Origin of the sequence: Flavobacterium sp. J27, from assembly GCF_004303025.1 — a bacterium.
Classification (GTDB): Bacteria; Bacteroidota; Bacteroidia; order Flavobacteriales; family Flavobacteriaceae; genus Flavobacterium.
Genome location: NZ_PJQW01000004.1, coordinates 296,654 through 315,565, shown reverse-complemented (window position 1 = coordinate 315,565; position 18,912 = coordinate 296,654). Strand labels below are relative to the sequence as shown.

18 protein-coding genes are annotated in these 18,912 nt (G+C 31.1%); 9 read left to right on the top strand and 9 right to left on the bottom strand.

Annotated features, from left to right (window positions below):
• The first annotated feature begins 5 nt into the window (after positions 1-5).
• The 4 genes from CX675_RS07890 to CX675_RS07875 all read left to right on the top strand — a co-directional run bounded on the left by CX675_RS07890 (position 6) and on the right by CX675_RS07875 (position 5,891).
• Positions 6-2,396: a 3-hydroxyacyl-CoA dehydrogenase/enoyl-CoA hydratase family protein gene (locus tag CX675_RS07890; protein ID WP_130734682.1), complete on the top strand. Its 2,391-nt coding sequence runs from the start codon at positions 6-8 to the stop codon at positions 2,394-2,396.
• A 77-nt stretch (positions 2,397-2,473) separates the two neighbouring features.
• Positions 2,474-3,661 (top strand): acetyl-CoA C-acyltransferase, encoded by a 1,188-nt coding sequence (locus tag CX675_RS07885; RefSeq protein ID WP_130734681.1) that lies wholly within the window; start codon positions 2,474-2,476, stop codon positions 3,659-3,661.
• Between the two features lie 42 nt (positions 3,662-3,703).
• Positions 3,704-4,054, top strand: a complete 351-nt coding sequence (locus CX675_RS07880; protein ID WP_130734680.1) for a four helix bundle protein — start codon at positions 3,704-3,706, stop codon at positions 4,052-4,054.
• 46 nt (positions 4,055-4,100) lie between these two features.
• Entirely contained in the window at positions 4,101-5,891 is a 1,791-nt protein-coding gene (locus CX675_RS07875) for an acyl-CoA dehydrogenase family protein (RefSeq protein WP_130734679.1), read from the top strand.
• Between the two features lie 81 nt (positions 5,892-5,972).
• On the opposite strand, the gene CX675_RS07870 is transcribed toward CX675_RS07875, so the two are convergent.
• Positions 5,973-7,202, bottom strand: a complete 1,230-nt coding sequence (locus tag CX675_RS07870; RefSeq protein ID WP_130734678.1) for a sodium:proton antiporter — start codon at positions 7,200-7,202, stop codon at positions 5,973-5,975.
• 91 nt (positions 7,203-7,293) lie between these two features.
• Between CX675_RS07870 and CX675_RS07865 the strand changes: the two genes are divergently transcribed.
• Positions 7,294-8,490: an LETM1-related biofilm-associated protein gene (locus CX675_RS07865; protein WP_130734677.1), complete on the top strand. Its 1,197-nt coding sequence runs from the start codon at positions 7,294-7,296 to the stop codon at positions 8,488-8,490.
• A gap of 4 nt (positions 8,491-8,494) precedes the next feature.
• Here CX675_RS07865 and can read toward each other — a convergent pair whose 3' ends face one another.
• The 4 genes from can to CX675_RS07845 are packed head-to-tail and all read right to left on the bottom strand — an operon-like array spanning position 8,495 to position 11,593.
• Positions 8,495-9,130: a carbonate dehydratase gene (can, locus tag CX675_RS07860; RefSeq protein WP_205728614.1), complete on the bottom strand. Its 636-nt coding sequence runs from the start codon at positions 9,128-9,130 to the stop codon at positions 8,495-8,497.
• Positions 9,131-9,148: 18 nt separating this feature from the next.
• Positions 9,149-10,726 carry a SulP family inorganic anion transporter gene (locus CX675_RS07855; protein WP_130734675.1) on the bottom strand — a complete coding sequence of 526 codons (1,578 nt, stop codon included), beginning with the start codon at positions 10,724-10,726 and terminating at the stop codon, positions 9,149-9,151.
• Between the two features lie 32 nt (positions 10,727-10,758).
• Positions 10,759-11,067 carry a hypothetical protein gene (locus tag CX675_RS07850; protein ID WP_130734674.1) on the bottom strand — a complete coding sequence of 103 codons (309 nt, stop codon included), beginning with the start codon at positions 11,065-11,067 and terminating at the stop codon, positions 10,759-10,761.
• Positions 11,068-11,119: 52 nt separating this feature from the next.
• Complete coding sequence (locus tag CX675_RS07845; protein WP_130734673.1) at positions 11,120-11,593, bottom strand: Dps family protein; 474 nt, start codon at positions 11,591-11,593, stop codon at positions 11,120-11,122.
• A 108-nt stretch (positions 11,594-11,701) separates the two neighbouring features.
• Between CX675_RS07845 and CX675_RS07840 the strand changes: the two genes are divergently transcribed.
• Positions 11,702-12,643: a LysR substrate-binding domain-containing protein gene (locus CX675_RS07840; RefSeq protein ID WP_130734672.1), complete on the top strand. Its 942-nt coding sequence runs from the start codon at positions 11,702-11,704 to the stop codon at positions 12,641-12,643.
• A 32-nt stretch (positions 12,644-12,675) separates the two neighbouring features.
• Here CX675_RS07840 and CX675_RS07835 read toward each other — a convergent pair whose 3' ends face one another.
• From CX675_RS07835 to CX675_RS07820, 4 genes are all read right to left on the bottom strand, one after another.
• On the bottom strand, positions 12,676-12,870 hold the full coding sequence (locus CX675_RS07835; protein ID WP_130734671.1) for a hypothetical protein: 195 nt from the start codon (positions 12,868-12,870) through the stop codon (positions 12,676-12,678).
• Between the two features lie 158 nt (positions 12,871-13,028).
• Complete coding sequence (gene mnmD / locus CX675_RS07830; RefSeq protein ID WP_130734670.1) at positions 13,029-13,694, bottom strand: tRNA (5-methylaminomethyl-2-thiouridine)(34)-methyltransferase MnmD; 666 nt, start codon at positions 13,692-13,694, stop codon at positions 13,029-13,031.
• 51 nt (positions 13,695-13,745) lie between these two features.
• Positions 13,746-14,174, bottom strand: coding sequence for a hypothetical protein (locus CX675_RS07825; RefSeq protein ID WP_130734669.1), 429 nt, complete (start codon positions 14,172-14,174; stop codon positions 13,746-13,748).
• Positions 14,174-14,677 carry a DUF4920 domain-containing protein gene (locus CX675_RS07820; protein WP_130734668.1) on the bottom strand — a complete coding sequence of 168 codons (504 nt, stop codon included), beginning with the start codon at positions 14,675-14,677 and terminating at the stop codon, positions 14,174-14,176. The genes CX675_RS07825 and CX675_RS07820 overlap by 1 nt, the downstream gene beginning before the upstream one ends.
• 193 nt (positions 14,678-14,870) lie before the next feature.
• Here CX675_RS07820 and CX675_RS07815 point away from each other — a divergent pair, with 193 nt between their 5' ends.
• The 3 genes from CX675_RS07815 to CX675_RS07805 all read left to right on the top strand — a co-directional run bounded on the left by CX675_RS07815 (position 14,871) and on the right by CX675_RS07805 (position 18,900).
• On the top strand, positions 14,871-15,938 hold the full coding sequence (locus CX675_RS07815; protein WP_130734667.1) for a branched-chain amino acid aminotransferase: 1,068 nt from the start codon (positions 14,871-14,873) through the stop codon (positions 15,936-15,938).
• Between the two features lie 830 nt (positions 15,939-16,768).
• On the top strand, positions 16,769-18,049 hold the full coding sequence (locus tag CX675_RS07810) for an AAA family ATPase (RefSeq protein ID WP_130734666.1): 1,281 nt from the start codon (positions 16,769-16,771) through the stop codon (positions 18,047-18,049).
• Positions 18,049-18,900, top strand: coding sequence for a DUF4435 domain-containing protein (locus CX675_RS07805; protein WP_130734665.1), 852 nt, complete (start codon positions 18,049-18,051; stop codon positions 18,898-18,900). The genes CX675_RS07810 and CX675_RS07805 overlap by 1 nt, the downstream gene beginning before the upstream one ends.
• Positions 18,901-18,912 lie beyond the last annotated feature (12 nt).

Below are 18,912 nucleotides of genomic sequence, written 5' to 3'. Positions count from 1 at the left end.
AGTATATGAAACGTAATATTAAAAAAGTTGCTGTTATTGGTTCTGGTATTATGGGAAGCGGCATTGCTTGTCATTTTGCAAACATTGGTGTTGAAGTATTATTATTAGACATCGTTCCAAGAGAATTAACAGAAGCTGAACAGAAAAAAGGACTAACCTTAGAAAACAAAATTGTTAGAAATCGTTTAGTAAATGAACATCTAGCAAATGCTTTAAAATCGAAACCATCTCCTATTTATCATCCAAGTTTTGCCAATAGAATTACTACTGGTAACACCACAGATGATATGCCAAAAATAGCAGATGCTGACTGGGTAATTGAAGTTGTTGTTGAAAGACTAGACATTAAAAAATTAGTCTTTGAACAAGTAGAAAAATATAGAAAACCAGGTACCTTAATTACTTCAAACACTTCTGGTATTCCTATTCATTTTATGAGCGAAGGAAGAAGTGAAGATTTCCAAAAACACTTCTGTGGAACACACTTCTTTAACCCTGCACGTTACTTAAAATTATTCGAAATTATTCCTGGACCAAAAACATCACAAGAAGTATTGGATTTCTTAAATGGTTATGGTGAAAAATTCTTAGGAAAAACTTCAGTTGTTGCAAAGGACACTCCTGCTTTTATTGGTAACAGAATTGGAATTTTCGGAATCCAAAGTTTATTCCACCAAGTAAAAGAAATGGGATTAACTGTTGAAGAAGTAGATAAATTAACGGGACCTGTTATTGGTAGACCAAAATCTGCTACTTTCAGAACAGTAGATGTGGTTGGTTTAGATACTTTAGTACATGTCGCTAACGGTATTTATGAAAACTGTCCGAATGATGAATCTCATGAATTATTCAAACTACCGGCTTTCGTACAAACCATGATGGACAACAATTGGTTAGGAAGTAAAACAGGACAAGGTTTCTATAAAAAAGAAGGAAAAGACATTCTTACTTTAGATTTAGATACATTAGAATACAGACCTAATAAAAAAGCTTCTTTTGCTACTTTAGAATTAACTAAAACTATCGATAAACCAATTGATCGTTTTAAAGTATTAGTAAAAGGTAAAGATAAAGCGGGAGAATTTTACAGAAAGAATTTTTCAGCAATGTTCCAATATTGTTCTAACCGCGTTCCAGAAATTACAGAAGATTTCTACAAAATTGACGATGCCATGAAAGCAGGTTTTGGTTGGGAAAATGGTCCGTTTGAAATTTGGGATGCTATCGGTGTAGAAAAAGGTATCGAACTAATGAAAGCAGAAGGATATGAACCAGCAGCATGGGTTACCGAAATGATTGCTTCTGGAAACAATTCTTTTTATTCTGTAAAAGAAGGCGCTACTTATTACTATAATATTCAGTCTAAAAAAGTAGAAAAAATTCCTGGACAAGATGCTTTCATTATCTTAAATAACATTCGTGAAAGTAAAAAAATATGGAATAACAGCGACTCTATTATTACCGATTTAGGAGATGGAATTATCAACTTAGAATTTACTTCAAAGATGAATTCTATTGGTGCTGGTGTCCTTCAAGGAATTAATAAGGCGATTGATATTGCTGAAAAAGAATACAACGGATTAGTGATTGGTAACCAAGGAGCAAATTTCTCTGTTGGTGCAAATTTAGGAATGATTTTCATGATGGCTGTGGAGCAAGAATATGACGAATTGAATATGGCTATCAAAATGTTCCAAGACACCATGATGCGTTGTCGTTATTCTGCAATTCCTGTTATTGCTGCTCCTCATGGCATGACATTGGGTGGTGGTTGTGAATTAACCATGCACGCAGACCGCGCTGTTGCAGCTGCTGAAACGTATATTGGGTTAGTAGAATTTGGTGTAGGTGTCATCCCTGGTGGTGGTGGTTCTAAAGAAATGGCTTTAAGAGCTTCTGACTTATTCCGTAAAAATGATGTGGAATTAAACGTTTTACAAGAATATTTCTTAACTGTAGGTATGGCTAAAGTGGCTACTTCTGCTTATGAAGGATTTGACACAGGAGTTCTTCTTAAAGGAAGAGATATGGTTGTTGTAAACAAAGACCGCCAAATTGCTACTGCGAAACAAGTGGCTTTACAAATGGCAGAACAAGGGTATACTCAAGCACCTAGAAGAAAAGACATTAAAGTATTAGGGAAACAAGCTTTAGGTATGTTTTTAGTTGGTACAGACAGTATGGAAGCTGGAAAATATATCTCGGAACATGATAAAAAGATTGCCAATAAATTAGCTTACGTAATGGCTGGTGGTGATTTATCTGAACCAACTCTAGTAACGGAACAATATTTATTAGACCTAGAAAGAGAAGCTTTCCTATCCTTAACTGGTGAAAGAAAATCTTTAGAGAGAATTCAATACATGTTAACAAAAGGGAAACCTCTTAGAAATTAGAAACAAGAAAAAAGAAGCAAGAAAAAGAAACTCTCTTTTCTCTTTTCTTTTTCTTCTTTCCTCTAAAAATAAAAATTATGAAAACAGCATATATAGTAAAAGCATATAGAACTGCAGTAGGTAAAGCACCTAAAGGTGTTTTTCGTTTCAAAAGACCAGACGAACTGGCTGCTGAAACTATTGAACACATGATGAAAGAATTACCTAATTTCGACAAAACTCGTATCGACGATGTGATGGTAGGTAATGCTATGCCAGAAGCAGAACAAGGATTAAATGTAGGGCGCCTCATCTCTTTAATGGGATTAAAAGTAGAAGACGTTCCTGGTGTGACCGTAAATAGATATTGTGCCTCTGGAATTGAAACTATTGGTATGGCTACTGCCAAAATTCAAGCTGGAATGGCCGATTGTATTATTGCAGGTGGTGCAGAGAGTATGAGTTATATTCCAATGGGGGGTTATAAACCCACTCCAGATTATAAATTATCCAAAGAAGGTCATGAAGATTACTACTGGGGAATGGGATTAACCGCAGAAGCAGTGGCAAAACAATTTAATGTCTCTCGCGAAGATCAAGATGAATTTGCTTATCATTCTCATATGAAAGCTTTAAAAGCACAAGCAGAAGGACGATTTGATGACCAAATTGTTCCTATTACTGTAGAAGAAACTTTTGTAAATGAAAACGGAAAAAAAGAAACCCGCTCTTATGTAGTTACAAAAGACGAAGGACCTAGAGCAGGAACTTCAGTTGAAGCTTTAGCAAAATTAAGACCAGTATTTGCTGCAGACGGAAGTGTTACAGCAGGCAACTCATCTCAAATGAGTGATGGAGCAGCTTTTGTTTTAGTGATGAGCGAAGAAATGGTAAAAGAATTAAACTTAGAACCTATTGCTCGTTTAGTAAATTTTGCTTCCGCAGGTGTAGAACCAAGAATTATGGGTATCGGACCTGTAAAGGCAATTCCAAAAGCCTTAAAACAAGCAGGTTTAAAACAATCAGATATCGATTTAATTGAATTAAATGAAGCTTTCGCTTCACAATCTTTGGCAGTAATTCGCGAATTAGGTCTTAATCCAGATATTATTAATGTAAATGGTGGTGCCATTTCCTTAGGACATCCTCTAGGTTGTACAGGTGCGAAATTATCGGTTCAATTGTTTGACGAAATGCGCAAACGTGGTAATGCTAAATACGGAATGGTAACCATGTGTGTAGGAACCGGACAAGGTACTGCAGGAATTTATGAGTTTTTAAAATAATAGAACATAGAAAAAAGAGGCAAGAAGAAAGATAAAAAACTGATGAAGCATAACTTTAAAAATCTTAAAATATGGATTTTAGCAATGGACATTGCACATGATATTCATAATATAAGTTTAGATTTTCCAAATAATGAAGTTTATGGTTTAACCAGTCAAATGAAAAGGGCTTCGGTTTCAATACCGTCTAATATTGCTGAAGGATCAAATAGAGAAAATACTCATTTCAAACATTTCCTAAATATTAGTTTAGGCTCTTCTTTCGAATTACAAACTCAATTATTAATAGTATTACAAAACAATTATATAACTCAAGAAAAAACGACTGAAATAGAAAATAAGATTATTGAATTCCAAAAAATGACAACTGGTTTTATCAGTAAACTGGAATAATCTTTTTTCTTGTTTCTTTCTTCTTTTCTCTAAAAAAAATAAAAAAATGTCAGATATTATCAGAGGAGGTCAATTCCTAGTTAAAGAAACAAAATGTGAGGATATCTTCACACCTGAAGATTTTTCAGAAGAGCAAGTTATGATGCGTGATTCGGTTATCGAATTCGTAGACAAAGAACTTTGGCCAAATAAAGAGCGTTTTGAGAAAAAAGATTATGCACTTACTGAAGAAGTAATGCGTAAAGCGGGAGAATTAGGTTATTTAAGTGTTGCTGTTCCTGAAGCTTATGGAGGAATGGAAATGGGTTTTACCAATACCGTTTTAGTTTGTGACTATATCTCAGGTGCAACGGGATCTTTTTCAACTGCATTTGGTGCTCATACAGGAATTGGAACCATGCCAATTACCTTATATGGTACAGAAGAACAAAAATTAAAATATGTGCCAAAACTAGCTTCAGGAGAATGGTTTGGAGCTTACTGTTTAACGGAACCTGGTGCTGGTTCAGATGCAAACTCTGGAAAAACGAAAGCGGTTTTATCAGAAGACGGTACACATTATAAAATTACTGGTGGAAAAATGTGGATTTCAAATGCTGGTTTTTGTTCCGTATTTATCGTTTTTGCACGTATTGAAGATGATAAAAATATTACAGGTTTTATCGTTGAAAATGATCCTTCAAACGGAATCTCTTTAGGAGACGAAGAACACAAGTTAGGGATTCGCTCCTCTTCTACTCGTCAGGTTTTCTTTAACGAAACTAAAGTACCTGTAGAGAATATGTTAGCGGGTCGTGGTGAAGGTTTTAAAATTGCTATGAATGCATTAAACGTAGGACGTATTAAATTAGCCGCAGCTTGTTTAGAAGCACAAAGAAGAACTGTTTCTGGTGCTGTTAATTATGCTAATGAAAGAGTTCAGTTTAAAACGCCAATCGCTAGCTTTGGTGCTATCCAATCTAAATTAGCTGAAATGGCAACTAATGCATATGCTGGGGAAAGTGCTACATATAGAGCAGCTAACGATATTGAAAAAAGAATCAACATTAGAGTAAGTGAAGGAAATTCGCATCAAGAAGCCGAATTAAAAGGTGTGGAAGAATTTGCTATCGAATGCTCCATCTTAAAAGTAGCCGTTTCAGAAGATGTACAAAGCTGTACTGATGAAGGAATCCAAATTTTTGGAGGTATGGGATTCTCAGAAGATGCACCAATGGAAAGTGCCTGGAGAGACGCTCGTATTGCTCGTATCTATGAAGGTACTAATGAAATCAACAGAATGTTATCTGTAGGTATGCTTGTTAAGAAAGCAATGAAAGGTCATGTAGATTTATTAGGTCCTGCAATGGCTGTTGCTGAAGAATTAATGGGTATTCCATCTTTTGATGTACCTGATTATTCTGAATTATTTGCTGAAGAAAAAGAAATGATTGCTAAATTGAAAAAAGTATTCTTAATGGTAGCTGGTGCTGCTGTTCAAAAATACGGACCAGAATTAGAAACACACCAACAATTATTAATGGCAGCTTCAGATATTTTAATTGAAATCTATTTAGCCGAAAGTACTATCCTTAGAACTGAAAAATTAGCTAAAAAAGAAGGTGCCGACAAAGTACAAGAACAAATTGCAATGGCTCAATTATATTTATATCATGCAGTTGATATTGTTAACCAAAAAGGAAAAGAAGGTATTGTTTCTTTTGCTGAAGGTGACGAACAAAGAATGATGTTAATGGGGCTAAAGCGTTTTACAAAATATACCAACCTACCAAATGTAGTTGGTTTAAGAGAAAAAATTGCAGCAAAATTAATTAGCGAAAATAAATATTGCTACTAAAAACATCTGTAATTTTTTGGTTTAGTTTGTTTAAAAATCCACTTTTAAAAAGTGGATTTTTTTTATTTATGATTTTATTTTCTATAAAGGAACATCCATATCTTCAATGGTCAAATTTTCATCACCATTTTTATTTGATTTCTTGGTTTCTTCTTGCTTGTTAAATATCAACCCAAACATCATAATTAAAGCCGTTAATACAATCACTTGTATAATTAAAGCTTTATTAACTAAAGGTATCTTACTTTCGTCTGGAATACTAATAAATAATAGAATGGTAATTAATCCTCGAGGTGCAATATATAACAACGGCATAAACTTCACTTTAAATACTTTTAATTGTAAAGCTCTCACCAAATAGATTAATATAACAATCCCTATGGCTAATTCAAAAGTATGCGGATTTAAAATATCTTCGGTTTTCATCAAAAAGCCAAACAATAAAAAGAAAAGTGAACGCACTAAAAAAGCAGCTTCTATAATCAATTCTTTAAATTTTTTTACCTCTTTGTCTAAAGATCTTGGTTTTAAATATTGAATAGCTTTAAAACGCTCTAATTCATCAAAATTACCAATAAACAACCCAAATAACATGATAAAAATTAAAGCTGGTAAATGGTAAATTTCTGAAATAGCAAAAATTAAAATAATCAATAAAACGATAGGTGCAAATTTAATATGATGATCTATTCTACTTAATAAAAAAGCTAAAAATGCGGAAGCTATGAAAGAAATCAATAACATCAATAAGATTTGTAAGCCAAAATGACCTAATGTATCTAAATTAATAACCGAATTTAAAGCAATAAAATTAAAAAATAACACTCCTATAATATCGGAAAGACTACTTTCATAAATAGCAAACTCTTTATTGAAAGCATTTAAATGTCCTACACTAGAAATAGCAATAGCACTACTAATAATACATAATGGCGCAGCATTAATTAAGCCATCTTTATAACTTGAATCTAAGAAGTAATAAAAAAAATGTCCTATAACAAAGGCAGTAACAAATAAAGGAATAATAGCCGTGACCAAAGTTTTCCCCACAAAAGGAAGTTTCTTTTTATTTAATTCTAATTCTAATGAGCCTTCTAAAACTATCAATACTAATCCTAATGTTCCAAAAAATGGCAACAACGAATTTAAATCTGGAATTACAATATGAAAAACATCCGTTATTTGCTTCACAACCCACCCCAAAAGCAACAACAAAATAACCGAAGGTATTTTGGTTTTTGAAGAGCTAATTGTGAAAGCATAAGCTAATAGCAGTAAGACACAAATAGTAATAATTATAGCAAAATTCATACAAGAATATTTTTCTAGCAAGATATAAATACTTTGTAAATTTAACAGTATAGAAATAAGAAATTTTTAAATTTGTCTCAATATTTTTAAAATGATTAACCCTTCAATTAACGGTTGGATAGACAAGTTTTTTTTAGAAAATCAAAGTAATTTTAAGGATTACTCTGATTATGAATCTTTTTATACCGATTTAAGGAAATCGGGGTTCATTTATGGCCATCCCATAACTATCGTTTTAAAAAATTCTATTGACCTTTCTGGTCTTTCTTTGGATGAAATTACTAAAATAGCTTTTTTAAACACTTTATATACTGTCTTTTGTATAAAAACGAAAGAAACGGATACCCTTTTGTTTTTAAAAAGTGTAAATTCATTTTACAAATCCATTCAAAAAGAAAATTATAATTTCTTAACGAAATTGTTACCAAGTGCTAGCAAAAGTTCGCAATTAGAAAGCATTATTAATGATCGGATTCAAACCAATCAAAATGTGGTTACCAAAAGTTTTTCTCATATCGTAATCAATGCCATGCTTTTTCTAGATGTTTTAGGATACTATCAATATATTCATCAAGAAGATCATACGGAGAAATACTTGAAAGACTTTGAATCGAGTTGCATGAAAGTGGTTTCCTTAACATTCAAAATTAAAAACAACAAAACCAAGTACGATGAGTTGCTAATTAAGCTCTTTGAAAACTCGTTGCGTTATTCTAAATTACAAAACATTGATACCTTAACCATTGAAGAAATTAATTTTACTAAATTTCAAACACTAATCGAAAAATTATACATTTTAGATTTAGTAGAAATGGCTGTTTGGAGTGATACAAAATTAGACATAAAAGAGTTAAATTTTTTAGAAATAATCATAGAAAAACTTCAATTAAATATCCTTTTTTTAAATGAGAGTCTTTTTACTATTGAAGACTTTATAATGACGAATAAAGACGAAATATCATATTTTAATTTTTCTAACCCTGTGAAACATTTTTATGACCAAACTAACAAAACGGTCTCAAAACTCATAAATAGGAATAAAAAGAGATTAATTAAAGAAATTTCAGAAAGTAAAGAATTAATGGTACTTTTAGCCAAATCAACCACAAAAGAACTGGATAAAGATGAAAAAAAGAAAGTAAAAAAACAATTACTCGATATTTGTAAAACCATACCATCATTAACTATTTTTTTACTTCCTGGAGGTGGTATTTTATTACCTATCTTGGTAAAATACATCCCTCAATTATTGCCTTCTGCATTTAATGAAAATTTAGAAGAAGACTAAACGTTTAGAATTTCAATTGGTATACTTCATCTAAATCATCATTAGAGGTAATATTTACTCCTAAATCAGTAACATACCCAGAATTTAATCCATAAACCCATCCATGTAGAAATAATTTTTGACCGTTTCTCCAAGCTCCTTGTACAATAGATGTTTTTGCTAAGTCAAAAACTTGTTCTTTCACGTTTAATTCTACAAAACGATTAAATCTATCATTTTTATCTTCAATGCTGTCTAATTCTTGTTGATGAAAACGATACACGTCTTTGATGTGTCTAATCCAATTATCAATCACTCCTATTGAATCGTTGCCCATAGCCGCTTTTACACCTCCACAACCATAATGTCCACATACAATTACATGTTGCACTTTTAAAGCATTTACAGCATAATCCAAAACACTTAACATATTCATATCGCTATGTACTACCATATTAGCAATATTTCTGTGCACAAAAACTTCACCAGGTTCGGCTCCAATAATTTCATTGGCAGGCACACGACTATCTGAACAACCAATCCATAGTAAAGGTGGTTGTTGTCCTTCTGCTAAATTATTAAAAAAATCAGGGTTAATTTTTAATTTCTCTTCTACCCATTTTTTGTTGTTTTCGAGTATTTTTTTATAAAATTCTGCCATTTTTATTAAATTTATTTTTTATCTAGATTGTTTTTTTAATTTAAAAAATTCGATAAAACTACTTGGATTATCTACTATTCCCCGTTCAGATTTTAAATGTACAAAAATGTTTTTATTCTTGGCTTGCACCACAAAATCTTCCAAAATTTCTACAATATCATAATCCAAATAAGTGGTTTTTCGAATGTCTAATTCTAAGCGACAATTTTCAGGCAAATTAAATAATTCTCTTTGAATTGAAGCTTTATTTAAAAAAGTAATTTCTTCTGCGAAAGTCATTTCAATTACATTATCCGTTTCTGATTCCTTTTTGTTTAAAAACATAGAATTTTGATAACTCTTCACTAAAATAACGATCACCCCTATCATCAAACCCGTGAAAATACCAATTAATAAATTTGTAAAAACAATCATTACAACGGTGACGATAAAAGGAACAAACTGAGTCCAACCTAAATGAAACATTTTTTTAAATAAAGAAGGTTTTGCTAATTTAAAACCCACTAAAATTAAAACCGCTGCTAAAACCGACTTAGGAATGTGATTTAATAAATCTGGAATTGCCAAAACAGCTGCTAATAAAAGGATACCATGAAAGATTGCTGAAAATTTTGTCTTAGCATTCGACTGTACATTTGCCGAACTTCTAACAATTACTTGCGTAATAGGTAACCCTCCTATTAAACCAGAAATAATATTTCCAATACCTTGGGCAAACAGTTCTCTGTTTGGTGGAGTTATATTTTTTTCAGGATCTAATTTATCTGTGGCTTCAACACTTAATAACGTTTCTAAACTAGCTACTAAAGCTAGAGTAAAAGCAATGGTAAGAATATCTAATGTAAAAAACTGACTAAAATCTGGAAAGCGCAATATTGTATTAAATTCTGAAATGCTTTCTGGAACTGGAATTTGAACCAAATGTTTGCCTTGAATAGCAAAATTTTCTGTTTTACTGAATACTATTTGTAAAATAGTTCCAATTAAAACGGCTACTAAAGAACCTTGTATTATCTTAAAAAAAGTATGTTTTTTAGATAAAATAGTATCCCAAAATAAAATTAAAACTAGGCCTAACACGCCTATAATTAAAGAACCCAAGGTTATATTATCGATAACATGTACAATAGCTGAAAAAGTATTTTCGCCTGATTTTTCAATAAAACTATCAGCTCCTTCAGCTTCTGAATCGTACCCAAAAAAGTGAGGAATTTGTTTTAGAATAATAATGATACCAATACCTGTTAACATGCCTTTGATAACACTATTTGGAAAATAATAACCAATAACACCCATTTTTAAAAGTCCGAATAATAATTGAATTACTCCAGCTAAAACGACAGCAGACAAGAATAATTCAAAGTTCCCTAAAGAACCTATTGCACCAGCAACTATTGCTGCTAAACCGGCAGCAGGTCCACTCACTCCTATTCTGGAGCCACTAATAATTCCCACCACAATTCCTCCAATAATACCTGCAATTAAGCCTGATAAAGGAGGTGCATCACTAGCTAATGCGATACCTAAACATAAAGGTAAAGCCACAAAAAACACAACAATACTCGACGGAATATCGTTTTTTAAATATTTAAACATAGAATATAATTTTTAAAAAAATAGGATTATTACTAAACTTCTTTTTTTAAAAATAAATCGGGTGGTGGTATAAAAATAGAAGCGCTATAATTGCAAATTATAGCGTCATTCTGAAGTGTAAATTCTTGAAAAGTATATTCTAAATGAGGAAAAAAAAACTCGGATATGGTTTGACACACAATTTTTATTTCATCAAATTGAAAATCATAACCATTTTCTTCTTCTTCTGTCATATTATAAAACGAAGCTATATTAGCCTCTTTATTAAGCACACTAATAATTGTAGGTGCTGCTAAAAATGCTAAGAAAAATAATAAATTGATTTTACACAATAACTTCATATAACAAATATAAAGTGATTTTATGTATTCCAAACTATTTTTTTAACATTTCTTATTCTTCCATCCAAGCATGTAACATCCAAATTGTTTTTTCCTGTTCTTTAATGAAATCGCTCATCATCGCATTGGTTCCTTCATCATCGTTTTCTGATGCAAGATGTAAAATTACTCTTTCAATTTTCAGTAATTCTGTTAATCCGTCTATAATTAACTGAATGGCTTCTGTATCTTTTGAAATGTTCTTCCCTATTTTTAAACTGTTGTTTTCAAGATATTCAGCAAACGTATGCATTGGTCTACCTCCTAATGTTAATACGCGTTCAGCTAATAAATCTATCTTTAATTGGCTATCATTATACAATTCTTCAAACTTAACATGTAAATCGAAAAAACGTTTTCCTCTAATGTTCCAGTGTAATCCTCTTAAATTTTGATAATGAATTTGAAAATTGGATAAAAGGATATTTAATTTTTCAATGATGGCTTCCGATTCTACGATAGATAATCCTAATTTATTGATTTTCATGATACTATTTTTATTGTTATTTTCTACAACAAAATTATTTCAAAAAAAGATAGATTTAGTATAAATCAAATTGATAGTTTTTATATTTTTATCAAAAATATTTATATAATGACTATTACCCAACTATATTACGTTTTAGCCGTAGCCGAACATAAGAATTTTACTCTAGCAGCCGAAAAGTGTTATGTTACCCAACCTACCTTGAGCATGCAAATTCAAAAATTAGAAGACGAATTAGACGTTTTAATTTTTGATAGAAGTAAAAAACCAATACTGCTTACCGAAGTGGGCCAAAAAATTGTGAATCAGGCTAAAAATATAGTCAACGAAGCGGGACGAATTAAAGATATTGTAGACCAACAAAAAGGATATATTGGTGGCGAATTTAAAGTGGGTATTATTCCTACTATTATGCCTACACTCCTACCCATGTTTTTAACTAATTTTATTGCAAAATATCCTAAAGTGAATTTAGTTATTGAAGAAAACACCACAGAAGAAATTATCCAAAAACTTAAAAATGGACATTTAGACTGTGCTATAGCAGCAACACCTCTAGAAGAAGAAAACATTAAGGAAATTGTATTATACTACGAACCTTTTGTGGCTTATATTCCAGATACACATAAAAGTTTTGAGAAGAAAGAAATTGAAGTTAGTGATTTAGATTTAGACCGCATTCTTTTATTACAAGACGGACATTGTTTTAAAAACGGGATTTTAAACCTTTGTAAGAACAATTCGTTCTTAAGTGAAAACCATTTCCAAATTGAAAGTGGTAGTTTTGAAACCTTAATTAAATTAGCTGATGAAGGTCTTGGAACCACACTTTTACCTTATTTACATAGTTTGGATTTAAACGAAAAGAACAAGGTAAAGCTAAGACAGTTTAAAAATCCAAAACCTTCTAGAGAAGTAAGTTTAATTTATCCTAAAAACGAATTAAAAATACATATTATTAATGCTTTAAGAGATACAATATCTGGTGTCGTAAGAGGTGCTATCGCTTTTCATGATGTAGAAATTATCAGTCCGAAAGCACAGAAATAAAAAAAGGAGCTGTACAGCTCCTTTTTATTTTTTTAGTTTATATAGATTAAACATTGTTTTAATTCTGGTTTTTCTTCAGTAAACTTAAGTAACCAATCGCGAAGTTGATCAACTTCATAAGGCAATAAAATCTTAATTGCTTTTTCTAACTCTTTACAAAATAGTTTAGGATCAAAACTTACTCTTTCAAGTATAGCTTTAGAATAGGAAAACATTGATCTAGCCATTCTAATTCAAATTAATTTTTGTTAGACTTTAGTTTGTTTGTGAACGTAAGGTAAATATACTCTATTTTTTGAAATCATGGCGTTTCTAAGTGTAAAAATAATGCTAATATTATCCTAAAATTTTAAAAAAAGCAGATAAAACAGTAAAAATCAACAGCTTACACTTTAGTTGCACGAAGCATTTCTCTTTTACCTGGTGCACCAGGCAACTTTTCCTCTACAAAACCACACGCTTTCATGGCATTTTTAATACTGGTTCGGCAAGCATAAGTTACTAAAACACCTCCAGACTGTAAGGCATGATACATTTTTTGGAAGATGGCTTCAGACCATAATTCGGGTTGTACACGAAAACCAAAGGCATCAAAATAGATTAAATTGAACTTATTTTCATCCTCAATTTGATCAAAAAACTGTTCTCTTTTGGTAATCGAAAAATAATTGGATAACCTAATTTCTTGCTCCCATTCTGATTGATGCATGGTTAGAAACAATTCCTGCTTCTCTATAGCCTCTAATTGTTTGGTATAGTTTAGCTGTTCAATTTCGGATAAGGCTACTGGATAGGCTTCTATTCCTGTGTATTGAATGTGTTGTTGATATTGTTCGGCTTCGAGCAGGGTAATTAAAGCATTGAGACCTGTACCAAAACCAATCTCTAAAATAGCAACCTGTTTCTTATTTGAAAAAAGATCTAAACCCTGTTTTATAAAAACATGTTTGGCTTCCTGAATGGCTCCGTGTTTTGAATGATAACTTTCATTCCATTCGGGTAAGTGAATACTCGTTGAACCATCATTAGTAATAATAATTTCTCTTTTCATATAAGCGGTTTAAAAGAAAAGAGTTTAAGGTAGGCTTAAACTCTTTTCAATTTATTTAATATATAACTTTTTAATTCTAGGAATAGGTCCTAAACATTTTTGTTGATGACATGTGATACAGGCATCTACCGCAAGATTAAAATTATCTGCTCTATTCGACGCTGCATCTTCAAAGATTAATTTTTCAGCATCGATAAATTTTTGTGCTTGTTCATTAAAGAAATCATCTCTATCAGAAGCATCGGTTAATACTGCTGTGTGAATGTTTAAAAAATAATCTGGAAAAGGAGCAATGGAATCTCCTTTTATAATTTGTTGTTTCAATTTGTTGTTTTCTGCATAAAATTGTTCCATTAAACCGGCCATTTCTGAGAACTCATACATATCGAATTCTTCGCTACTTTCTTTATCAGGTGCCGTTTCTTTTTGGTTACAACTAAAAAATAAAGCGATTATTATAAGGAAATACCAGTTCTTCATTATTTAGCAATTAAAACACCATCGGCCATAAGCGAATAAGTAATTTTTGGCTCAGTAATACTATCGATAGCTTCTTGTGATTTCCCTGCATCTTTTGCATAATGCTGTAAATCTTCAACGCTTTCTACACTTACAAAAGCTTTTCCGTTTACTATTACCTCTTTATCTGTAGCGTTTTTTGGAACAAAGAAACCATAGTCTTTAAATTTTACAAAGGTTTCTTTATCATCAGCTAAACCTAAAGTCATCCAACATCCTTTTTTCTGACACACATTGTGAATGGTAGATTTGAATTTTACATCAATTGTATCTCCTTCTTTTAAGGCATCAAATTTTTGCATCATTTCATCAGATGTTAATGCTCCTTCTTCATTGATTGCCTCTCCAAAAGTAGCATATTTACTTTCAGTAGTGTTTTCAGCAACTGGAGTTTCTTCTTGTTTTTTATCTTGGCAACTTAGGAAAAAAGCTGAAATAACAGCCATTAGAATAATTTTTTTCATTGATCTCATGTTTTATTTAGTACAAAAATAAATTAATTGTTTAAAAATAATGCTTTTTTGTCGATAATCGCATTATTTATTTTCTTTACCAAGTTAAAAGAACAAATCTTTTTTTGTTAAATTTGCAATGAAAATCGGTGAGTGCATAAAACCATTGATTTTTTATTACTAAATCCGGATAAACAACTAAAAAATGGAAATTAAAACTTTAGCAGCTATCGATATACAATTAGCTTCTTCTTCTAAGATTAATGAAGTAGATTTTGAGAAATTAAGTTTTGGAAATGTTTTCACAGATCATATGTTGGTTTGTGATTATGAAAATGGAGAATGGAAGAAGCCTTCTATTGAGCCTTATGCTCCTTTTATGATAGATCCTTCTGCAAAAGTGTTCCATTATGGTCAGGCAATTTTTGAAGGGATGAAAGCTTATAAAGACGAGCAAGATGCGGTTTGGTTGTTTAGACCAGACCAAAACTATGAGCGTTTTAATAAAAGTGCGGTAAGAATGGCTATGCCAGAAGTACCAGAAGATGTTTTTATGGGCGGTTTAAAACAATTGCTAGAAATTGAAAAAGAATGGGTTAAGAAAGGCAAAGGTAATTCTTTATATATTAGACCTTTTATGATTGCTACAGGAAAAGGTGTGGTAGCAGCACCAGCTGTATACTATCGTTTTATGATTATTCTTTCTCCTGCAAAATCATATTATTCTGGTGAAGTAAAAGTATTAATTGCAGAGCATTTTAGTCGTGCTGCCAATGGTGGTATAGGTGCTGCAAAAGCAGCAGGAAACTATTCGGCACAGTTTTACCCAACGAAGTTAGCCAATGAAAAAGGATATCAGCAAATCATTTGGACAGATGATGCGACGCATACCAAATTAGAAGAAGCGGGAACGATGAATGTTTTCTTTAGAATTAACGATACCTTATATACTGCTCCAACGAGTGAGCGTATTTTAGATGGTGTAACGCGTAAGAGTTTGATTGATTTAGCGAAGCGAGAAAACATTGCTGTAGAAGTGCGACCAGTATTAGTAGATGAATTAGTAGCTGCGGCTAAGAATGGTACATTACAAGAAATTTTTGGTGCAGGAACGGCTGCAGTAGTCAACCCTATTGTAGGATTTGAATACCAAGGAACCTATTATGAGTTACCTAAAATAGAGCATTCTGTTGCTTTAGCATTGAAAGACAAATTGAATAACATTCAATATAAAATTGAAGAAGATACCTTTGGATGGACGGTTAAGATCTAAATAACCCATCCTTATTATACTCACAAACCCCGTGTATTCTAAAAGAAAAGAATGCGCGGGGTTTCTTATATGCGACTCCTACCCTGCTCTTTTAATAGTATGTTACCTGTAAAAAGGAATTTAAAACACTATCTGAGTAGTATAAAGTACTGTCTGAGTACTAAAAATGCAACCTGAGTAGTACACTAGACTGTCTGAGTACTAAAAAACACAATCTGAGTACTAAAAACACAACCTGAGTAGTACAAAATGCAATCTGAGTACTAAAAACACATCCTGAGTAGTACAAATTACAATCTGAGTAGTACAAAATGTAATCTGAGTACTAAAAACACATCCTGAGTAGTACAAATTATAATCTGAGTACCAAAAACACAATCTGAGTAGTACACTAGACTCTCTGAGTAGGTTATTAAACGATTTTTCGAGACGCTTATCGTTAGGGAATAGTGAACTGTTTTTTTAGGGTTTATTTTCTTATCTTGGTGTATCTTTTTGACTAAATAAGGGGTTGATTACGTATTTATACGTATGTTATGGAGTGAAAAATACGTATTTATACGTATTGTGAAACTGGATGGGATGGGTTAGATTTGAAGGGTTTAAAAAACTAATTAATTGACCTTACATTGGATTGAAATGGAAAAACTGAAAGAGAGTTTTGAAACTGAAATATCTAAATAAAATGTTTATTAGAATAACTAAAAACAATGAAAGTTGAAGTAATAAATTTAATTTTTGGATTTTTAATAGATTTTAATGTCCATAAGTAAAGTTTCGAATCATTGTGAGAAATCATAAATAAAGATAATTAAAAATTATAACAAAACATGAACTATATTGGTAAAGTCACAATTTTAAAATTTTGGGGAGAAAAAAAGGTTACAATTAAATTTCAACCCAAAGAAAACTTTTTGATTGGTGTAAATGGTTCAGGAAAAACAACTGTAATTAATTTGATTGCTGCAACAATTGAAGCAGACTTTACAACATTGGATAGAATCGATTTCGAGAAAATAAGCATAGATCTTATATCGACTGAAAATAAAAGGAATAAATCTAAAATTGTTGTACAAAAGCTAGAAAATGATAAAACACCATATCAAAATATTCTTTTTGAAATATATAAAGGAAAAGAAAAGTACTTTGAAATATATTTAGATGATCTAGAAGAAGATAGAATAATCAGAAAAAGAGCACAATATCAGAATTATTTCAAATTATATTCAAGTAATCCAAAAAAGGATTTACAACTTGAACTTAAAAAACTATTTAACACAAGTTGGTTATCTATACATCGTTATAGGCCAAATTTTAGACGTGCCGATGAAAAAAGTTTTGAATCATTGGTTGATCAAAAATTAGCTGAATTCTCTTCTAATTTATCTGGATATTTAAACGAGTTAAATAGAAAAGCTAAAGATGAAACGGATAGATTCCAAAAGTATATTTTTCTTTCTTTATTATCAGCAGAAAGTGAAAATCAATTAATTAACACCGTAAATAAAATAGACATTGATAAAGAAAAAAGATCTTTAGCAGCTGTATATTCATTATTTAAATTAGATCCATCTGAATATCAAGACAACCTTGAAAAATATGCCAATACATTTAAAATAGCATTAGATAATACAAAAAATGAAAAAATCAGTTTTACAGATGCAGAGTATTTAATTGGTATGAAACGTATTCATAATGTAATTCAAAAATGGCAAGAATTACTACATAAACAAGAAGTTATTTTCGAATCAAGGGATAATTTTATGACGGTAATTAATGACTTACTTCAAAGAAAGGAATTGTCTTTAAATATACGTAATGAATTACAAGTCGAAACACAAAGTGGTAAAATTTTTCCACTGTCAAACTTATCATCAGGTGAAAAACAATTACTGATAATTTTTGGAGAAACTTTATTACAAAAGTCAGAATCTCATATTTTTATTGCTGATGAGCCAGAACTTTCACTACATGTTGAATGGCAAGAAAAACTTGTTCAAGGTTTAAAAATTTTAAATCCTTATTCGCAAATGATTTTTGCAACTCATTCTCCTGATATTGTTGGAAAATATCAAAATTCAGTAATCAATATTGAAAATTGTATTTCTTAATGGCTTTTACAAGGACAGCTTCCGGTTTGAACAATCAACATTTATTTTATAATGTTGATTTTATAGTTTTTGTTGAAGGTGGTCAATCCTTTACAAAACAAGAAATAGACCAAGGACATTTCAATGAAATGTCTATTGATATTATTTTTTGGACAGCAATTTTTAATACCTATAAACCAGCAAAATATAAATTTAAAGCAGTAGGCTCAAAAAGTGCAGTTAAAAAAGTAGCCGAAGATATTATTAATAATAACCTAACAACTGTTTTTACCGCTATGGATCAAGAGTTTGATATGGTTTTAAGTAGTAATTTAATTCATCCAAACATTAAATATACTTATGGATATAGTTGGGAAAATGATATTTGGAATGAAGAAGTTATATGTGATATTATTTCTCGACTTTCAGCTATTAATACCCAAAAGGGAACCATTAGCCCTCATATAAATCGTTTCCTTAGAGATATAAAATTCTCTGTATATAGTGATGCTTATTTATTTTCTAAAGGATTATCATATTTTCCTAGGCCAGGACATATGAGACTTTTTTTAGTTAATCCTGCTCTTGCACCTGAGCTTAATAGATCTGAATTAACATTACTAAAAAACACATTACCTGTTTCAAAATCAACAATTTACTCATATGGATCAAAAAAATCTATTCAAGTTAGAAGAAATTGCTATGGACATTTGTTTGGGGATTACTGTAAGAACTTAGTCAAATTTCTGCTTAGGACTTTGTATAATTTAAATGGTATATCTGATGAAATAATTAGAAGGCTTGCACTAAGCAATTATATTGTTCATTTCAGTGATGAAATTAGAAATTATTATCAAACCTCTTTACAATAACATCTCACAAAA